This window comes from Microlunatus parietis (assembly GCF_013407955.1).
GTDB lineage: Bacteria > Actinomycetota > Actinomycetes > Propionibacteriales > Propionibacteriaceae > Microlunatus > Microlunatus parietis.
In genome coordinates this window covers 1318352-1333406 of sequence record NZ_JACCBU010000001.1, presented here as the reverse complement: position 1 = coordinate 1333406, position 15055 = coordinate 1318352, and the positions used below count along the sequence as shown (strand labels likewise).

Below are 15055 nucleotides of genomic sequence, written 5' to 3'. Positions count from 1 at the left end.
TAACTCTGGTATTGCGCCAGTTTTTCACGGGACGTGAAAAACTGGCGAGCGGTACGGGACGGCGCGGGCGGGTCAGGCGCCGGCGCCCTCCTGGGCGACACCGGCTACCGCGGTCGGGTCGCCCAGCGAGTACTTCTCGTAGGCCGCGGCGGCCGCGTGCCGGTCGTACTTGCCCTCGCGGGCCAACGACTGCAGCGTGGCGACGACGATGGCCTGCGCGTCCACCTGGAAGAACCGGCGGGCGGCCGCACGAGTGTCGGCGAAGCCGAAGCCGTCGGTGCCGAGCGAGCACCAGGTGTGCTGCACCCACGGCGCGATCTGGTCCTGCACCGCGCGCATGTAGTCGCTCACCGCGACCACCGGTCCCGGCTTGCCGTGCAGCGCCTGCGTCACGAACGGCCAGCGGCGGTCCTCGTCGGGATGGTTGAGGTTGTACTTCTCCACCTCGACCGCGTCCCGCCGAAGCTCGTTCCAGGAGGTCACCGACCAGACATCGGCGGCCACACCCCACTCCTCGGCCAGGATCCGCTGCGCCTCCAGCGCGTTCGGCATCGCCACACCGGAGGCCAGGATCTGGGCCCGCTGCGCGTTCTCGTCCGTGTTCGGCGAGGCCGCGTAATGGTAGAGGCCCTTCAGCAGCCCGTCGACGTCCAGCTCGGCGGGCGCGCCCGGCTGGTGCACCGGCTCGTTGTAGACGGTGATGTAGTAGATCAGGTTCTCGCCCTCCAGATGTTCGTCGTCGGTGCCGAAGCCGTACATCCGGCGCAGGCCTTCCTTGACGATGTGGGCCACCTCGAAACCGAACGCCGGGTCGTAGTGCACGACCGCCGGGTTGGAGCTGGCCAGCAGCGGCGAGTGCCCGTCGGCGTGCTGCAGTCCCTCGCCGGTCAGCGTGGTCCGGCCGGCGGTGGCGCCGATCAGGAAGCCGCGGGCCAGCTGGTCGGCCATCGCCCAGATCGAGTCGCCGGTCCGCTGGAACCCGAACATCGAATAGAAGATGTAGACCGGGATCATCGGCTCGCCGAGCTGTGAGTACGCCGAGCCGGCCGCGATCGTCGAGCCCATCGCGCCGGCCTCGGAGATGCCCTCGTGCAGCAGCTGCCCGTCGGTGGATTCCTTCCAGGACAGGAGAAGCTTGCGGTCGACCGAGTCGTACGTCTGCCCGTGCGGGGAGTAAATCTTGGCGGTCGGGAACATCGAGTCCATGCCGAAGGTCCGGAACTCGTCCGGCGCGATCGGCACGATCCGGCGGCCGATCTCAGGGTCCCGCATCAGGTCGCGGAGCAGCCGGACGAACGCCTGGGTGGTGGCCACCTTGGTCTTCTCGCCGGCCGATTCCATCAGCGGCGCGTACACCTCGTCGCCCGGCAGCTTGATCACCGTCGGCTTGACCCGCCGCTCCGGCAGGTAGCCGCCGAGCGCCTTGCGCCGCTCCTGCAGGTACTCGTACTCGGGCGAATCGGTGCCCGGGTGGAAGTACGGCGGGTTGTACGCGTCGGTCAGTTGATCATCGGCGATCGGCAGGTAGAGCCGGTCCCGGAACGCCTTCAGATCGTCGGTGGTGAGCTTCTTCATCTGGTGGGTGGCGTTGCGCGCCTCGAGCGCGTCGATCGTCCAGCCCTTGACGGTCTGGGCCAAGATCACGGTCGGCTGCCCGACGTGCTCGGTGGCCGCCTTGAACGCCGCGTACACCTTGCGGTAGTCGTGGCCGCCGCGGGACAGATGACGAAGATCATCATCGGACAGGTTGGCCACGATCTGCTTGAGCCGCGGGTCGCCGCCGAAGAAGTTCTCCCGGATGTAGGCGCCGTCCTCGACCGAGTAGGTCTGGAACTGACCGTCCGGCGTGGTGTTCATCTTGTTCACCAGCACGCCGTCCCGGTCGGCCGCCAGCAGCGGATCCCAGTCCCGACCCCAGAGCACCTTGATCACGTGCCAGCCGGCGCCGAGGAAGATCGACTCCAGCTCCTGGACCACCTTGCCGTTGCCGCGGACCGGGCCGTCCAGCTGCTGCAGGTTGCAGTTGATCACCCAGGTGAGGTTGTCCAGTTCCTCGCGGGCGGCCAGGCCGATCGCGCCGAGCGACTCCGGCTCGCCCATCTCGCCGTCGCCGAGGAACGCCCAGACCCGCTTGTCCGACGTGTCGGTGATCTTGCGGTTGTGCAGGTAGCGGTTGAACCGGGCCTGATAGATCGAGTTGATCCCGGTCAGGCCCATCGACACCGTCGGGAACTCCCAGAAGTTCGGCATCAGCCGCGGGTGCGGGTACGAGGAGAGCCCGTTGCCCTGGCCGCGGGACACCTCCTGCCGGAACCCGTCCAGGTGGTCGGTGGTCAGCCGGCCCTCGAGGTAGGCCCGGGCGTAGATGCCGGGGGAGGCGTGGCCCTGGAAGAACACCTGGTCGCCGCCACCCGGATGATCGTGGCCGCGGAAGAAGTGGTTGAAGCCGACCTCGTACAGGCTCGCCGCGCTCTGGTACGTCGCGATGTGGCCGCCGACCTCGAGGCCCTTCCGGTTCGCCTTGCTGACCATGATGGCGGCGTTCCACCGGATGAACGCCCGGATCCGGCGCTCGACGTGCTCGTCACCGGGGAACCAGGGCTCCGACTCCGGCGGGATCGTGTTGATGTAGTCGCTGCTGCGCAGGGCCGGCAGCCCGATCTGCCGCTCCCGGGCGCGCTCCAGCAGTTTCAGCATGATGAATCGGGCCCGGTGCCGGCCCTGCTCGTCGAGCAGTCCGTCCAGGGATTCCAGCCACTCGCCGGTCTCCTCGGGATCGATATCGGGAATCTGCGACGGCAAACCCTCGGCGGTGATGGCCGGTCGGGGTCCGGGCTTGGCCATTGAAGGCTCCTCTTCATCAACTCCCGGCGGGGTGTGCCGGGACCGTACATCTCGGATGCAACCAATCCTGTCACTCCGGCGGAACGTTGTCAGAACCGCGTCCCGACGGCCGAATCGACGGCGGTGCGCCGTCGGTGCAGGTTAGCGCCCGCGGTGCGGGACGCGCCGAGATGTGTCCGGGGTTCCCCAATCGCGCGCGGCTCTGGCAGGCTTGGCGCCACAAAGGTTTCCTCGGGTTCCGTCCAGATGACCAGGGCGGACTCCGGAGGGGCGGGATTTCGAGTGGAGGCAGGGGAGTGAGCTCGTCAGGGCCCGAGACCGTAGGTACCGGGGACAACAAGCTTGGTCTTGGCAGCGGTCTGGTCGTTCAGGAACTCGGCTGGGACGAGGACGTTGACGAGGACGTCCGGATCATGGTCGAGGACGCGATCGACAGCGAGCTGTTCGAGGAAGTCATGGAGGCGGCCGACGTCGTCCTCATGTGGTGGCGGGACAGCGACGGCGACCTGGCCGACGGGTTGGTCGATTCGCTGACCGACCTGGCCGAGGACGGCTACGTCTGGCTGTTGACGCCGAAGGTGGGCCGGGAGGGCTTCGTGGATCCGGCCGATGTCAACGAGGCCGCCGTCTCCGCCGGGCTGTCCGTCACCACCGTCAGCGCAACGGTCTCGGCCGACTGGGCCGCCACCAAGCTGGTCCGGCCCAAGAGTGCCCGTCGCTAAGCCACCCACCGAACCGGTCGTCGCGGGCGCCGTCGCGCCCGACTTCCGAGCCCCCAATCAGCACGGGCAGGAGATCCGGCTGTCCGCGCTGCGCGGCCGCCGGGTCGCCCTCGTGTTCTATCCGTGGGCGTTCTCGTCCATCTGCACCTCCGAACTGTCCGAGTTGCGTGACCTCGCTCCGCGGTTGGCCGACCGCGAGCTCACCGTGCTGGCCCTCTCCTGCGACGCGATGTTCACCCTGCGCGCGTACGCGGACACCGAAGGCCTCGCGTTCGACCTGGTCAGCGACTGGTGGCCGCACGGCCGGATCGCGCAGGCCTACGGGGTCTTCGACGCCGAACTGGGCTGCGCCCGGCGCGGCACCTTCCTGATCGAAGCGGACGGCACGGTCGTGAGCGCCACCGTCACGCCGATCGGCGAACGACGCGACCTTTCGGCTCTGCTGCTCGACTGAGCTAGCTCGTTCACCCGATGATCCATTTGTACGGATCTCGCCTGCCCTCCTGGCCTCTTGACGCCCAGATCTGGCGCACTCCTACTCCGACCGCAAGATCTCCTGTCCCCGCACCGTGACCGTTGCTCCCTGCCGGAGTAGTGCAACGAGAGTGACGTTACGACCACGAATTCGGCCCGGAGGAGGTCGTTAAGTCGTCACTGGCGAGCCGTGATCGGAGCCCGTCGAGCCCCTCGCGCGGCGTGACCGGAAGATCTTCGGCAGAAGACCTACCCGGCAGTTGGACGACATCGAACTGGGCGACCGGCTGGCCGACCTGGTCCTGGGTGGACGCGGGCGAGGAAGGGGTCGAGCAGGAGTTGGCCGCCATCCACGGCTCCGATGCCAGGGGCAGGCCGGGAGTGGAGGTGCTGCAACTCTCGCCCCGTGGGGAGCCGGCACGACCGGTGGTTGTCGGAATTTCTCCTCACCCGAGGGGGTCAACCGCTTAACCTCCGGGGTAACGCTCCGGCTGAGGCGGTTTTCCGACAACGCGGACTGTCCTGCTGCGCTCTCATCCCCGGCAGAGGTGGCGTGGCCGAAGACGGACCCGACCATGATCATCGCGGCGGTGCTGGCGTCGCTCGGTGGGGATGTGGCTGGGGCGAGGAAGCGAGCCGAGCAGGGGACGGCCGCCGTCCACGGTTCTGAGGGTTAGGCCGGGAGGGGAGGCGCTGCAGCTCTCGCCGTGTCGGGCGCCGCCGCGACCGGTGGCTGTCGGAATTTCTCCTCACGCGAGGGGGTAACCGCTTAACCTCCGGGGTAACGCCGCGGCTGAGGAGGTTTCCCGACAACGCGGCTACCCTGCTGCGCTCTCCCTTCCCGGCACCGAGGCGGCGTGCAGAAGGCGGCCCTGACCATGATCATCGCGACGGTGCTGGCGCCGCTCGGCGGTCTGGCCTGCGGCGGAGGCGAGGACGGGCGCGAAGCGAAGCCCTGGGAGGTGGCGATGGCTGTCTGCGGTCGAGGAGGCAGCAGGGTCGGGGGAGAAGCGCGGGGCCGTGGAGTGCGTCGGGAGAACACGGGTCTGGAGGGCATGCGGGAATGTCGACAATGCCGTGGGTTTGATCGGATCGTGCGCGGGAATGTCGACAACCCTCGCACGGCAGGAACTGCGCGGGGAGCGTGAAGCGTGCGGGGCGGCGCTGGAGCGAGAGCGGCGTGCCGGCAGAGGGTAGAACGCGGTGAGCGAGGCGCGGGCTCGGCGGCGGTGGAAGGCGACGACCCGAGCAGACGGCCTGCAGTGAGGTGGTGGGCGGGGCGCGGCGTGGTCGCCGGTCAGCGGAAGGCAAAGAGGAGCTGGGCGCCTGGGATCCGGGGTGCTCCGCGGACGCTTGGCCCACCGGAAGGAGTCGGGGCCGGCGACGGCCGCGGGCGTGATCCGGTCCGCCGAGTCGGGGTTCAGTCGGCTGCGATGGCTTCGATCTCGACCAGCAGGCGCGGGTCGGCGAGCTGGTCGACGATCAGCAGGGTGCCGGCCGGGCCGGGTTGGGGGGCCGCATCGGCACCGGCCGCCAGGAAGCCTTCCAGGTTGGCCGGGTCGGTGAGGTAGATCGTGTATTTGATCACCTGCTCGACACTCATCCCGGCTTCGGCGAGCACGGCGCGCAGGTTGCCGGTGGCGATCTTGGTCTGCTCCGCGATGCCGTCGCCGACGTGGCCGTCGGCGGTCACGCCGACCTGGCCGGAGATGTAGAGGGTCCGCTCGGGACGGGTGACCAGGACGCCCGGACTGAGGAACGGTGACGGGGCGATGGTGCTCGGGTGTAGGTGGGTGATCATGGAGTTTTCCCTTTCCTCGAAGAAGATCCGGTACGTCCTCGTACGGCTCGGAGCCGGGCGAACTCGTCGCGGACCGCGGCCTCGGCGGCGTCGTCGAGCAGGCCGACCCGGGCCAGCACGAGGATGCCCTGAGTGAGCAGCAGCAGCCGGGTCGCCGCGGGACCGGCCGAGGCGGCGCCGAGCTCACGGTCGAGCAGCACGGTGAACCGGGCCCGCATCAACTCGAGGGCCCGGACGACGAGGTCCCGCTCGGCGGCCGGCTCGCCAGCCACCTCGATCGCGCTGTTGGTGATCAGGCAGCCGAAGCCGTCGTTCAGCGGCGGGGAGAACAACGCCAGCAGGTAGGCCTCAAGATCATCCAGCGTCGCCGCCGGACCGGTGATCTGGTCCAGCCGCGCGGTGACGAATCCGGACAGGTAGTGATCCAGCGCGGCTCGCCGCAGTCCCGCCTTGTCCCCGTACGCGTGATAGAGACTGCCGACGCTCAGCCCGGTCGCCTGCTCCAGCCGCTGGACCGAGGTGCGTTCGAAGCCGTACCGGCGGAAGGCGTGCATCGCGCCGTCCAGGACGACGTCCGGATCGAAGGTTCTGCGGCGGCCCACGACCCGATATTAGAATGGAGATTCTAGAAAGTCGAGTCGGTGGTCACGACCGCGGCGTGCGGCATACTCGCGGGATGATGATCACCCGGCGAGGCTTCCATCGTCGGGCCGGCCTGTTGATCGCGGCCCTCGGTACGACGACCGCCGGATGTGCGCTGCTGCCGCCGGAGCCGCTGCCGCTGACCAGATTCGGTGCCTTCACCATGACCGTCACCGGCGGCGTCGCCGGCGTGTTCCGCCAGCTGCAGGTGACGCCCAGCGACCGGATCGGGCTCGTCCTCACCGAACGGCCGGCCGCCGGCCGGATCAGCACCGAGACTCTGAACCGGATCGGCACGCTGCTGGAGTCGGAGGCCTTTCGGCGCGAGGCGGCCCGGCCGCGGCCGGACGACATGCGCTGCGCCGACACCTTCGTCGTGACGCTGCGGATGGGTGCGCTCACCGTGAGCCGCGAGGATCCCTGCGCGCCGACGCCGGCCCCCGAGTGGGACAAGCTGACCGCGCTGCTGCAGCCGTTCTGGGAGGGAAGGTTCGAGGAACCGCTGCCGGCTGCGTCGGCGCCGCCGATCCTGGTCCAGGAGATCGCCTCCGGCCGGCCCACCGGGCGACGAGCCGAACTCGGCCCGGACGGTCAGGCGACGCTGCGCTCGCCGGACCGGGTGCTGCGGACCGGCCGGCTCGAAGTCTCGCAGCTCGCGGCGTTGACGGTGCTGGCGGCGCGGCCGCTGTGCCGGCCTGCCCGGGAGTTCGACGACGGCTTCCTGATCAGCATCGGTGATCAACAGGCGGCCGCTCCGGTGGGCAACCGGATCGGGCCGGACTGCCCGGAACTCGGCGCGATCGCGCAGCTCGCCCGGACCGCCGTCCATCTCTAGGGAGAGTGCTGAAGAACCCTCCTGGCCCATCGCCAAACCGGGCCGGTCCTTCTATCCTCGGAGCAGGAGGTGATGGCTGATGCAGGCCAAGGTCGGCGACAAGCTCCTGGTGCACGGTCGCAAGGTCGGCGACGCGGAGCAACACAGCACGATCATCGAGGTACGAGGCTCGGACGGCAGTCCGCCCTACCGCGTCCGGCATGCCGACGGCAGCGAGGCCCTGGTGTTCCCGGGACCGGACTGCGTCGTCGTGCACGCCGAGGAGCAGCCCCGGGACGCCTGAGGTTGGACCGGATCATGATCATCGGCGGCCGCCGGGCGGTGGTCCGACCGTGTCGCCGAGATCATGATCACTGGGCAGCAGCAGGCGCCGCTGGTGCTCGCCGTCCCGGTCGGCCAACAGGGCGTTGAGCCGCCGCACGGCAAGGCAGCGGTGCAGCCGGTGGTTGAGCGCGCCGGCTCGTCTGTTGAGTCCCTCCGCCTGCCGCGGCCATGATCATTCCAAAGAGTGATGTGCCGCTGCGCGGTGCTGGTTACCGTTGACTGCTCGTACCGAACAGGAGAGGTCTGCGGTGAAGCTGAAGGAACGGAAACGGTTGGCGGCGTTCGTGCGGGACCGGACCGAGGAGTTGCCCGATCCGGCCCTGCGGGAGTCGCACCAGGCCTTGCTCGCGCTCGCCGTACGGCTGCGCAAGGAGGCCACCAAGGACGCCGACTGGGACTGGATCGAGAGCGCCGCGTTCGGCGCCGCCGACTGGTTCACCGACGGCGGGGGAGCGGACTGGGCCGACGAGGACATCGGTGACGCGATCTTCGGGGACGACCCGGAGAGCGAGGCCGATGCGCTGACCGTCGCGATCCACCGCGCGCTGGCCCTGGCGCACGCCGGCCATCCTGAGTACGACCCGGCCTGGCGGCCGCGGCGTCGTCGTTGATCTTGACCGCGGTCGACCGGGTACCGAGTGTGGCTGGTGTTTCCTTCTGCCGCCGGCGGTCCGGGCCTGGACCGCCGCGATCATGGACGTCGCGGCCGCAACCTTCGGGGGTGGCAGCGGACGCGGGTCAGCTGATCATCGGCGCCCGCTGATCATGGAGTCATGACGGTCCACAGTTGCTCGCAGGGAAGGTGAACCAGGCCGTCCACGGCCGCCCGGTCGACCTTGATCATGATGCCCGGGAAGCGCAGGCCCATGGCCTTCGCGTACTCCGTCGCCGCAGTGGGCTCGGCGCGATACTCCCTGAGCAGGTGCTGCCCGAACCAGAGCTGCACCCGGTGTTCAACCAACTCGCCCGCCATCGGGTCTTGCCTCCATCCGCTAGTCCTGGAGGCGAGGCCAAGGCGCCGGGGTATGCGTACCGTCCGACACCCCGACCTGCCGAGAACTACCTTGCTCCTATTGGTCTAGTACGTCAAGACCAAAAACCACAGACTGAGCCATCAGTGTTGGGCTATGCTGCAGGTCGTGTCGAGGTATCGCGAGATCGCTGACGACCTGCGGTCGGCCATCATCAATGGCCGGGCCGTCGGCGGCAAGGAACTCACTCGCGGTGCTCAGTTGCCCACCTACACGGAGCTCGAAGGGCTCTACAACGTCTCCCGTGAGACGGTGCGCCGTGCGGTGGCAGAGCTCCAGGCCGAAGGTCTGGTGGCGACACGGGGCAGGGACGGCATGGTGGTCAGGAACCCGGCCGTGCTGCCTCATCCGGTCCACGTGGCACCGTTCTTCACGGAATGGTCCGAGCGGGCCAAGGAGATCGGTGCGCCGTCCACCGATTTCGACATGCGCATCGTGCCGGCGCCGGTCTCGATCGCGTTCCGGCTCGGAATCGAGCCGGAGATGATGATCGTCGTGCGTCGGCAGCTCCGGAGGATCGACGGGATCCCGTGGTCACTGGAGGAGTCCAGCTATCCGCTGGACATTGCGCAGAAGGCCGGCCTGGACAGCCCTCGGGACATCCCGGATGGAACGATGGTTGCTCTGGAACGAGCAGGACTTCCGGAGACGAGGTGGCGAGTCGAAACCTCGGCCAGGTTCGCCACCGCCGACGAGCAGAGCCTGCTGGCGATGGGGGCCGGCGCAGCTCTGCTCATCTGCATTGACACTGCCTACTCGGGGGACGTGGTCGTGCGTGACACGATCGAATTCCTGCCTGCGGACAGGAATGTGATCTTGGAGCACTATCCCCTTAGCGGAAGGTAAGAGACATGGATGCACCGATTTTCCCGACCGAGCGGAAGTCGGAGACGGAGTTCCAGGCCACGGACCTGGTTGTCCTTCCGGCGACGTCGAGCGACGCCGCTCCGGCCGAACTTCAGGCGGGGACCGAGTACCGCATCGAGCGGCTGGCCAACGGCTGGTCCTGGATGCAGCGCCCCGTGGGTGGCAGTGGTGCCGACTGGAGCATGGTCGGCAAGATCAGCGATCTGCCGCCGTACGTTCCGGCCGACCGGGCCCAGAAGATCGTGAAGAACAAGGTCGCCTGGCACATCCTGGACGACGGGTTCCAGGAGAAGTCCGAGGGGACCTGCGACGCGTAGGACCTCACAGAACAAAGGCCCCCGGCTCCTGATGGAGTCCGGGGGCTCTGTGTTGTACGCGAGCGGTCAGGGTGGTTCGGGTCAGCGGGAGTCTCCGGCCAAGATCAACTCGGTCGCTTCCTCGGCGGCTGGCTCGGCGGTCTCGGTGGGCCGGTCCAGCAGCCGTACGAACGGCAGTGCGGCCAGGGCGATCGCGATTCCGCCCATGATCATCGCCGAGGTCAGCAACGCCTGCGGTGCGGACACGTTGTTGATCAAGTGGCCGAAGCCGAGCGAGGCGACCGCGCCGAACAGGGCGCCGTTGGCCGCCCCCAGGCTGCCGACCCGGCCCAGCAGATGCTGTGGCGTACGGGCGTAGAAGGCGGTGAACGGGACCGCGAACATCACGCTCATCATCGTCCCGGCCACGAAGCTGACCATGATCGCGGGGATCGAGCCGGGCTGCAGGAAGAACAGGCCCAGCAGCGCGACACCGTACAGGCCGGTCGCGCCGATCAGCCAGGTCCGCTGCGGCAGCTTCTGAGCCAGTGCGGCGAAGATCGCGCCGCCCACCATGCCGCCGACCGCACCGGCGCCGAGGAAGGTGCCGAGCGCCCGGGAGTCCTGCTGGCCGAAGACGAACCAGGCCGGGAAGATCAGCGCCGAGATCGGCACGATCACCGCACCCATCAGCGGGCCGACCAGCTGCATCCTGCCGAGGAACGGTTCCTTGATCAGGAAGCGCACCGCGTCGCGCAGGTCGCGGTAGACCTGGACCGGCGTCATCGGCCGATCGTGGCTGATCACCTGCTTCGGCAGCCGCGCGACCAGCACGATGCTGGTCAGGAAGAGCACCGTGGTGACCAGCAAGGTGTTCGCCTCACCGACGGTCGCGATCAGCAGGCCCGCGGTGATCGGCCCGACGAAGGTCGCGACGCCCTGCAGGGTCTGCGAAGATCCCATCGCGCGGGTGATCGGGATGCCCTCCTTCTCCGCGGCCGCCGGGACCATGCTGGACTTCGCGATGTTGCCCGGCCCGTCGAAGAACACGCCGAGCACCTGCGTCGCGGCGACCAGCCAGAGCGAGAACGAGTCCAGCCAGAGTGTCGCGGCCAGCATCAGGGCCGTGATCAGGCTGAGGCCGTCGGCCAGTGCCGAGACCCGGCGGCCGCCGATCCGGTCGGTGACCAGGCCGCCGGTCAGCGTCCCGGCCAGCGCCGCGATGCCCATGACGAAGGCGATGGTGCCCGCACTCGCCGCGCTGCCGGTCCGGGTCAGCACGAGCCACGGGACGACGAGCGCGATCACCTGATTGGCGAACGTCGACGCCGACTGCGCCGACAGCACGCTCAGCAACTGCTTCGCCTTGAAGAGGCTCTTCTGCTCCTGCTCCTGGCCGGTGGTGTTCATGATCGGGATCCGTTCGGGTCGTCTGGTCACCCCCGTCTGGGCGACCGCTCACCCCTGCTACGAACGCCCCCGGCCCGATCGGACAGCGGCTCGGCTACGAACTCGCGGGCGGTCCGTACGAGAGCCGGTCGAACACCAGGATGTTCTCGACGATCTTGCCGTCCCGAACGGTGAAGCACTCGCCCGCGGGCGCATCGGACGTGGTCGCCGTGCGCGGGTAGTAGAACAGCGCGACCCGGCCCTCGTCCGCGAACTCGGCGATGTCGCCGATCTCGGTGAGCATCGGCGCGAAGCCGGCGAGGTAGTCCCGGTAGGCCTCCTTGCCGACCAGGTCGACCCCGGGGGCACGGCAGGTGACGTCGTCGGCGACCAGGGTCATCGCCTGGTCGACGTCGCCGCTGGTCCAGGCGTGGTGGTAGTCCCGGACGACGGTATGGGCGGTGTTCGGCGTCATGATCATTTCTCCTTGTGGTCTCGGTGCTGTCGGTCCGTTTCCGGGCGCCAGTGATCGACGCCCGGGTCGCCGCCGGCCGCGGCGACCCGCAGCCGGGACAGGAAGTGCTGCCAGCCGTCCTGGTGGCCGGGAAGATCGGGTTCGGGCAGGTCGGCGTGGGTCAACTCGACCAGCGTTCCCTGGTCGGTGGCGGTCAGCAGGAACTCGACCGTGGATGATCCGGGTGGAAGATTCTCGGTGCCGACGCTGCCCCAGGAGACGACGACGCGGCGCGGTCGTTCGACGTGCAGGTATTCGCCGCGGATCGCGTACCCGGCGATGTCGACGGCGAACTGCCCGCCGGGCCGCGGGTCCAGGCTGGCGTGCTGGCCCATCCAGGCGGTCATCCCGGCGTCGGTGGTCAGATACTCGAACACCACCTCGGGCGGCGCCTCGATCTCGATCGACGTCTCAAACGCGGCCACGGCCGTCGTCCTCCCGGGATTCGATCGCGGCCTTCAGCGCGGCGAGCTTCGTCGGCCAGAAGTCGTCCAGGTACGACCGCACCGCGGCCAGCCCGTCCGTGTTGATCGCGAACAGATGTCGGGTGCCCACCGTGGTACGGCTCGCCAGGCCGGCCGAGCGGAGCACGCCGAGGTGGTGCGACGTGGTCTGCTGCGACAGCCCGACCTCCTCGGCGATCTGCCCGACCGGCCGCGGCCCAGTCCGTACGACGGCGAGGATCGCCCGCCGATTGGGGTCGGCCAGCGCTCGCAGCGCGAGATCGAGCTCCGCGGCCGGTTCGGGTGCCATGGCGAGACCGTATCACAAATGAGCATTTGTACTTATGGATATGCGTGGAAAGGGCGGCCGGCTGGGCGACTAACGTCCGATCCATGCGACAGGATCCCGAGAGGCTCGTGGAAACCGGCTACGACGAGATCGCCGTGCCCTATCAGGTCTGGGTCAGCCAGGTCGAGGACGATCCGCGATTGCGTTACCTCGGCAACGTCCTGAAGCAGGTCCCCGGCCGGCCGGACTCGCTGGACCTGGGCTGCGGCGCGGGCGTTCCGTGCACCGCGCTGCTCGCCGAGCGAGGTCCGACCATCGGTGTCGACATCTCCGCGGCGCAGGTCGAGTTGGCCGGCCGCAACGTGCCCGACGCGCAGTTCATCAGGTCCAGCATGAGAGCGCTCGAACTGCCGCCGGAGAGTTTCGATCTGATCACCGCCTTCTACTCGATCCCGCACCTCCCGCGGGAGGAACACGGCGACCTGTTCCGGCGCATCGCCGGCTGGCTGCGTCCCGGCGGCCGGTTCCTCGCCACTCTCGGTCACCGCGACCTCGACGTCGTCAAAGACTTCCTGGGCGTACCGATGGTGACCAGCAGCTACGACGTGGAGACCAACCGGCGGTTGCTGATCGACGCAGGGTTCGCCGTACCGGTCGACGAGGTCGTCACCTGGTACGGCGGTCATGTGACCTATCAGTGGGTGGTCGCGATCAAGAACGGGGAGCGGACCGTCGTCGCGGATCGGCGCCGGCCTTGATCGCGTCGGCGATCAACGGTGCCTGCCAGAAGAGCTGGACGACACCGACCGCCTTGGCCCAGCCGGGCTTGTCGCTGCGCAGCCAGTCGCGAGTCAATTTGATCTTGGCCGGCATCACACCGATCAGGAACGCGGTGGCGGCTGCGGCGGCCGGGCGCCTGGTCTTCGGGATCGCCAGACCGGCGCCGATCGCCAGCGCCGTCGCGCCGGACAGATAGGTGTACGTGCGCGTCCGTCCCGGCAGCCCCGCCGGAATGATCTTGTCGAACCAACCGGACGCGAGGAAGTGCATGCTGCCGCCGAACAGGAACATCGCGGCGAGTCGTCGAGTCGCCTTCTCGGTCTGCATCATCGTCCTCCGGAGTCCGGCGCGAGGGTCACATACCGCGGCGCGAGCTCGTCGTACCGGCGGATCCAGTTGGGCATCGCCGCTCCGGACAGGTGCGCGGCCAGCCGATCGAAGTACGCATGCGTCCCGGGCAGGAACCCGCGGGCGTTGACCTCGGTCAGTCCGCGGTGGGTGAAGCGCAGCACCGTCTCGTCGCCGTCTGCCTCGAGCTCGTAGCGGACGATGCCGTCCTCGATCGGCGCTTGCCGCCACTCGTGCTCCAGGACCCGCGGCGGATCCCAGACCAGGATCCGCCCGGTCATCCGCTTGTCCGGAACCGGAGCGGCCGGGCCGGTCGGCACCAGGTCGATCCGGCCGCCGACCCTGCCGTCGATCATGGTCGGGCCGAACCAGTGCCGGCGCTGCTCGGGGTCGGTGAGCGCCGCCCACACCCGCTCGATCGGGTACGGCAATCGCCGGACGAAGTTGATCACCGGGCCGTCGTGATCATGATCGAGGCTCCCGTCGTGATCATGCATCGGAACGTCCCAGGTGCTGCTCGAGGGCATCGAGATGATCGGACCAGAACCTGCGGTAGCGCCCGATCCACCGGTCGATCTCGGACAACCCGTCCGGGCGCAGCGCATAGATCCGGCGCTGCCCCTCCGGCCTGACCTCGACCAGTCCGGACTCGCGCAGGATCCGCAGGTGCCGGGACACGGCCGGCTGACTCAACCGGGTCAGGGTGGCGACCAGGGCGCCGGCGGGCTGCTCTCCGTCGGCGAGCAGTTCCAGCACGCTCCGCCGGCTCGGGTCGGCGACCGCTTCGAAGACATCCATGGGCTAAGGATAACCAAAACGCTATATACGCCAGACCTGATCCTTAGCGGATCCCGCCCTGACGGCGATCAGGCTGGCAGCCGCGCAAACGGCGCCGCGGCCGTAGGGTGCTGTGTCGTGACCGAAGAGGTGAAGCTCCGGCCGATCGGCGAGACCGACCTGCCGTTCCTGCAACAGTTGATCAGTGACCCGGCAGACGCCGGATCCTTTATGTGGCAGGGTTTCCGGGATCCCCGTGAATGGCGTTCCCGCTGGCAGGCCGGCAGTCTGATCGGCGACGCCGGTGGCACCGTCCTGATCGTCTCCGGTGGCGATCCGGTCGGCTGCATCTCCTGGGACCGGCACCAGTGGTTCGGCCGCCACTGCTGGAGTCTCGGCATCGAGTTGGCCCGGGCTGCCCGCGGTCGCGGTATCGGGACCCAGGCCCATCGCCTCCTGGTCGACTACCTGTTCGCCCAGACGGTTCTGCACCGGATCGAGGCCTACACCGAGAGCGACAACATCGCCGAACGCCGGGCGCTGGAGAAGGCCGGCTTCTCGCTGGAGGGCACGCTGCGCGGCGTCGCCTTCCGTGGCGGCCATTGGCGCGACGGTGTGCTGTACGGCCTCTGTCGGTGATTCGGGCAGAAGTTACCGGCAGGCCCGTCGAAATGATCTT

At 68.7% G+C, this 15055-nt stretch carries 20 protein-coding genes; 9 read left to right on the top strand and 11 right to left on the bottom strand.

The window, feature by feature from the left end; translation table 11 throughout:
* Nucleotides 1-72: 72 nt before the first annotated feature.
* On the bottom strand, nt 73-2844 hold the full coding sequence (gene aceE, locus BKA15_RS06260; protein ID WP_179749061.1) for a pyruvate dehydrogenase (acetyl-transferring), homodimeric type: 2772 nt from the start codon (nt 2842-2844) through the stop codon (nt 73-75).
* A 296-nt stretch (nt 2845-3140) separates the two neighbouring features.
* Here aceE and BKA15_RS06255 point away from each other — a divergent pair, with 296 nt between their 5' ends.
* Both BKA15_RS06255 and BKA15_RS06250 read left to right on the top strand, forming a co-directional pair.
* The gene (locus BKA15_RS06255; protein WP_312878841.1) at nt 3141-3566 is read left to right on the top strand and encodes a DUF3052 domain-containing protein; all 426 of its coding nucleotides are present in this window, start codon (nt 3141-3143) and stop codon (nt 3564-3566) included.
* Entirely contained in the window at nt 3553-4020 is a 468-nt protein-coding gene (locus BKA15_RS06250; protein ID WP_312878840.1) for a peroxiredoxin, read from the top strand. Before BKA15_RS06255 ends, BKA15_RS06250 begins: the two co-directional genes overlap by 14 nt.
* Before the next feature lie 1440 nt (nt 4021-5460).
* Here the strand turns inward: BKA15_RS06250 and BKA15_RS06245 are convergent.
* A complete protein-coding gene (locus BKA15_RS06245; protein ID WP_179749056.1) occupies nt 5461-5841 on the bottom strand; it encodes a RidA family protein in 381 nt (126 codons plus the stop codon).
* Nucleotides 5838-6443 (bottom strand): TetR/AcrR family transcriptional regulator, encoded by a 606-nt coding sequence (locus BKA15_RS06240; RefSeq protein WP_179749054.1) that lies wholly within the window; start codon nt 6441-6443, stop codon nt 5838-5840. Before BKA15_RS06240 ends, BKA15_RS06245 begins: the two co-directional genes overlap by 4 nt.
* A 74-nt stretch (nt 6444-6517) precedes the next feature.
* Between BKA15_RS06240 and BKA15_RS06235 the strand changes: the two genes are divergently transcribed.
* From BKA15_RS06235 to BKA15_RS06225, 3 genes are all read left to right on the top strand, one after another.
* Nucleotides 6518-7318 (top strand): twin-arginine translocation signal domain-containing protein, encoded by an 801-nt coding sequence (locus tag BKA15_RS06235; RefSeq protein ID WP_179749052.1) that lies wholly within the window; start codon nt 6518-6520, stop codon nt 7316-7318.
* A 79-nt stretch (nt 7319-7397) separates the two neighbouring features.
* Entirely contained in the window at nt 7398-7601 is a 204-nt protein-coding gene (locus BKA15_RS06230; protein WP_179749051.1) for a DUF1918 domain-containing protein, read from the top strand.
* A 289-nt stretch (nt 7602-7890) separates the two neighbouring features.
* Nucleotides 7891-8253: a hypothetical protein gene (locus BKA15_RS06225; RefSeq protein ID WP_179749049.1), complete on the top strand. Its 363-nt coding sequence runs from the start codon at nt 7891-7893 to the stop codon at nt 8251-8253.
* A gap of 152 nt (nt 8254-8405) precedes the next feature.
* Here BKA15_RS06225 and BKA15_RS06220 read toward each other — a convergent pair whose 3' ends face one another.
* A complete protein-coding gene (locus BKA15_RS06220; RefSeq protein WP_179749047.1) occupies nt 8406-8615 on the bottom strand; it encodes a hypothetical protein in 210 nt (69 codons plus the stop codon).
* Between the two features lie 154 nt (nt 8616-8769).
* Between BKA15_RS06220 and BKA15_RS06215 the strand changes: the two genes are divergently transcribed.
* Nucleotides 8770-9519: a GntR family transcriptional regulator gene (locus BKA15_RS06215; protein WP_179749045.1), complete on the top strand. Its 750-nt coding sequence runs from the start codon at nt 8770-8772 to the stop codon at nt 9517-9519.
* A 5-nt stretch (nt 9520-9524) separates the two neighbouring features.
* Nucleotides 9525-9857 (top strand): hypothetical protein, encoded by a 333-nt coding sequence (locus BKA15_RS06210; protein WP_179749043.1) that lies wholly within the window; start codon nt 9525-9527, stop codon nt 9855-9857.
* Between the two features lie 81 nt (nt 9858-9938).
* On the opposite strand, the gene BKA15_RS06205 is transcribed toward BKA15_RS06210, so the two are convergent.
* From BKA15_RS06205 to BKA15_RS06190, 4 genes are all read right to left on the bottom strand, one after another.
* Complete coding sequence (locus BKA15_RS06205) at nt 9939-11246, bottom strand: MFS transporter (protein WP_179749041.1); 1308 nt, start codon at nt 11244-11246, stop codon at nt 9939-9941.
* A 94-nt stretch (nt 11247-11340) separates the two neighbouring features.
* Nucleotides 11341-11700 (bottom strand): nuclear transport factor 2 family protein, encoded by a 360-nt coding sequence (locus BKA15_RS06200; protein ID WP_179749039.1) that lies wholly within the window; start codon nt 11698-11700, stop codon nt 11341-11343.
* 2 nt (nt 11701-11702) lie between these two features.
* Nucleotides 11703-12164: an SRPBCC family protein gene (locus tag BKA15_RS06195; RefSeq protein ID WP_179749037.1), complete on the bottom strand. Its 462-nt coding sequence runs from the start codon at nt 12162-12164 to the stop codon at nt 11703-11705.
* On the bottom strand, nt 12151-12492 hold the full coding sequence (locus BKA15_RS06190) for an ArsR/SmtB family transcription factor (protein ID WP_179749035.1): 342 nt from the start codon (nt 12490-12492) through the stop codon (nt 12151-12153). Before BKA15_RS06190 ends, BKA15_RS06195 begins: the two co-directional genes overlap by 14 nt.
* An 83-nt stretch (nt 12493-12575) precedes the next feature.
* Between BKA15_RS06190 and BKA15_RS06185 the strand changes: the two genes are divergently transcribed.
* Complete coding sequence (locus BKA15_RS06185) at nt 12576-13229, top strand: class I SAM-dependent methyltransferase (protein ID WP_179749033.1); 654 nt, start codon at nt 12576-12578, stop codon at nt 13227-13229.
* Here the strand turns inward: BKA15_RS06185 and BKA15_RS06180 are convergent.
* The 3 genes from BKA15_RS06180 to BKA15_RS06170 are packed head-to-tail and all read right to left on the bottom strand — an operon-like array spanning nt 13183 to nt 14397.
* Nucleotides 13183-13581: a DoxX family protein gene (locus tag BKA15_RS06180; RefSeq protein WP_179749031.1), complete on the bottom strand. Its 399-nt coding sequence runs from the start codon at nt 13579-13581 to the stop codon at nt 13183-13185. The two genes, BKA15_RS06185 and BKA15_RS06180, sit on opposite strands and share 47 nt — an antisense overlap.
* Nucleotides 13578-14126, bottom strand: a complete 549-nt coding sequence (locus BKA15_RS06175; protein ID WP_218871091.1) for an SRPBCC family protein — start codon at nt 14124-14126, stop codon at nt 13578-13580. The genes BKA15_RS06180 and BKA15_RS06175 overlap by 4 nt, the downstream gene beginning before the upstream one ends.
* The gene (locus tag BKA15_RS06170; protein WP_179749029.1) at nt 14089-14397 is read right to left on the bottom strand and encodes an ArsR/SmtB family transcription factor; all 309 of its coding nucleotides are present in this window, start codon (nt 14395-14397) and stop codon (nt 14089-14091) included. Before BKA15_RS06170 ends, BKA15_RS06175 begins: the two co-directional genes overlap by 38 nt.
* Nucleotides 14398-14514: 117 nt before the next feature.
* On the opposite strand from BKA15_RS06170, the gene BKA15_RS36275 reads away from it, so the two are divergent.
* On the top strand, nt 14515-15015 hold the full coding sequence (locus BKA15_RS36275) for a GNAT family N-acetyltransferase (protein ID WP_179749027.1): 501 nt from the start codon (nt 14515-14517) through the stop codon (nt 15013-15015).
* The last annotated feature ends 40 nt before the right edge of the window (nt 15016-15055 follow it).

Bases quoted from the DNA above. Each gene is read 5' to 3' on its own strand.
- aceE (WP_179749061.1), bottom strand. From the start codon at position 2,844: ATGGCCAAGCCCGGACCCCGACCGGCCATCACCGCCGAGGGTTTGCCG.
- BKA15_RS06245 (WP_179749056.1), bottom strand. From the start codon at position 5,841: ATGATCACCCACCTACACCCGAGCACCATCGCCCCGTCACCGTTCCTC.
- BKA15_RS06235 (WP_179749052.1), top strand. From the start codon at position 6,518: ATGATGATCACCCGGCGAGGCTTCCATCGTCGGGCCGGCCTGTTGATC.
- BKA15_RS06230 (WP_179749051.1), top strand. From the start codon at position 7,398: ATGCAGGCCAAGGTCGGCGACAAGCTCCTGGTGCACGGTCGCAAGGTC.
- BKA15_RS06220 (WP_179749047.1), bottom strand. From the start codon at position 8,615: ATGGCGGGCGAGTTGGTTGAACACCGGGTGCAGCTCTGGTTCGGGCAG.
- BKA15_RS06215 (WP_179749045.1), top strand. From the start codon at position 8,770: ATGCTGCAGGTCGTGTCGAGGTATCGCGAGATCGCTGACGACCTGCGG.
- BKA15_RS06210 (WP_179749043.1), top strand. From the start codon at position 9,525: ATGGATGCACCGATTTTCCCGACCGAGCGGAAGTCGGAGACGGAGTTC.
- BKA15_RS06205 (WP_179749041.1), bottom strand. From the start codon at position 11,246: ATGAACACCACCGGCCAGGAGCAGGAGCAGAAGAGCCTCTTCAAGGCG.
- BKA15_RS06200 (WP_179749039.1), bottom strand. From the start codon at position 11,700: ATGACGCCGAACACCGCCCATACCGTCGTCCGGGACTACCACCACGCC.
- BKA15_RS06190 (WP_179749035.1), bottom strand. From the start codon at position 12,492: ATGGCACCCGAACCGGCCGCGGAGCTCGATCTCGCGCTGCGAGCGCTG.
- BKA15_RS06185 (WP_179749033.1), top strand. From the start codon at position 12,576: ATGCGACAGGATCCCGAGAGGCTCGTGGAAACCGGCTACGACGAGATC.
- BKA15_RS06180 (WP_179749031.1), bottom strand. From the start codon at position 13,581: ATGATGCAGACCGAGAAGGCGACTCGACGACTCGCCGCGATGTTCCTG.
- BKA15_RS06175 (WP_218871091.1), bottom strand. From the start codon at position 14,126: ATGCCCTCGAGCAGCACCTGGGACGTTCCGATGCATGATCACGACGGG.
- BKA15_RS06170 (WP_179749029.1), bottom strand. From the start codon at position 14,397: ATGGATGTCTTCGAAGCGGTCGCCGACCCGAGCCGGCGGAGCGTGCTG.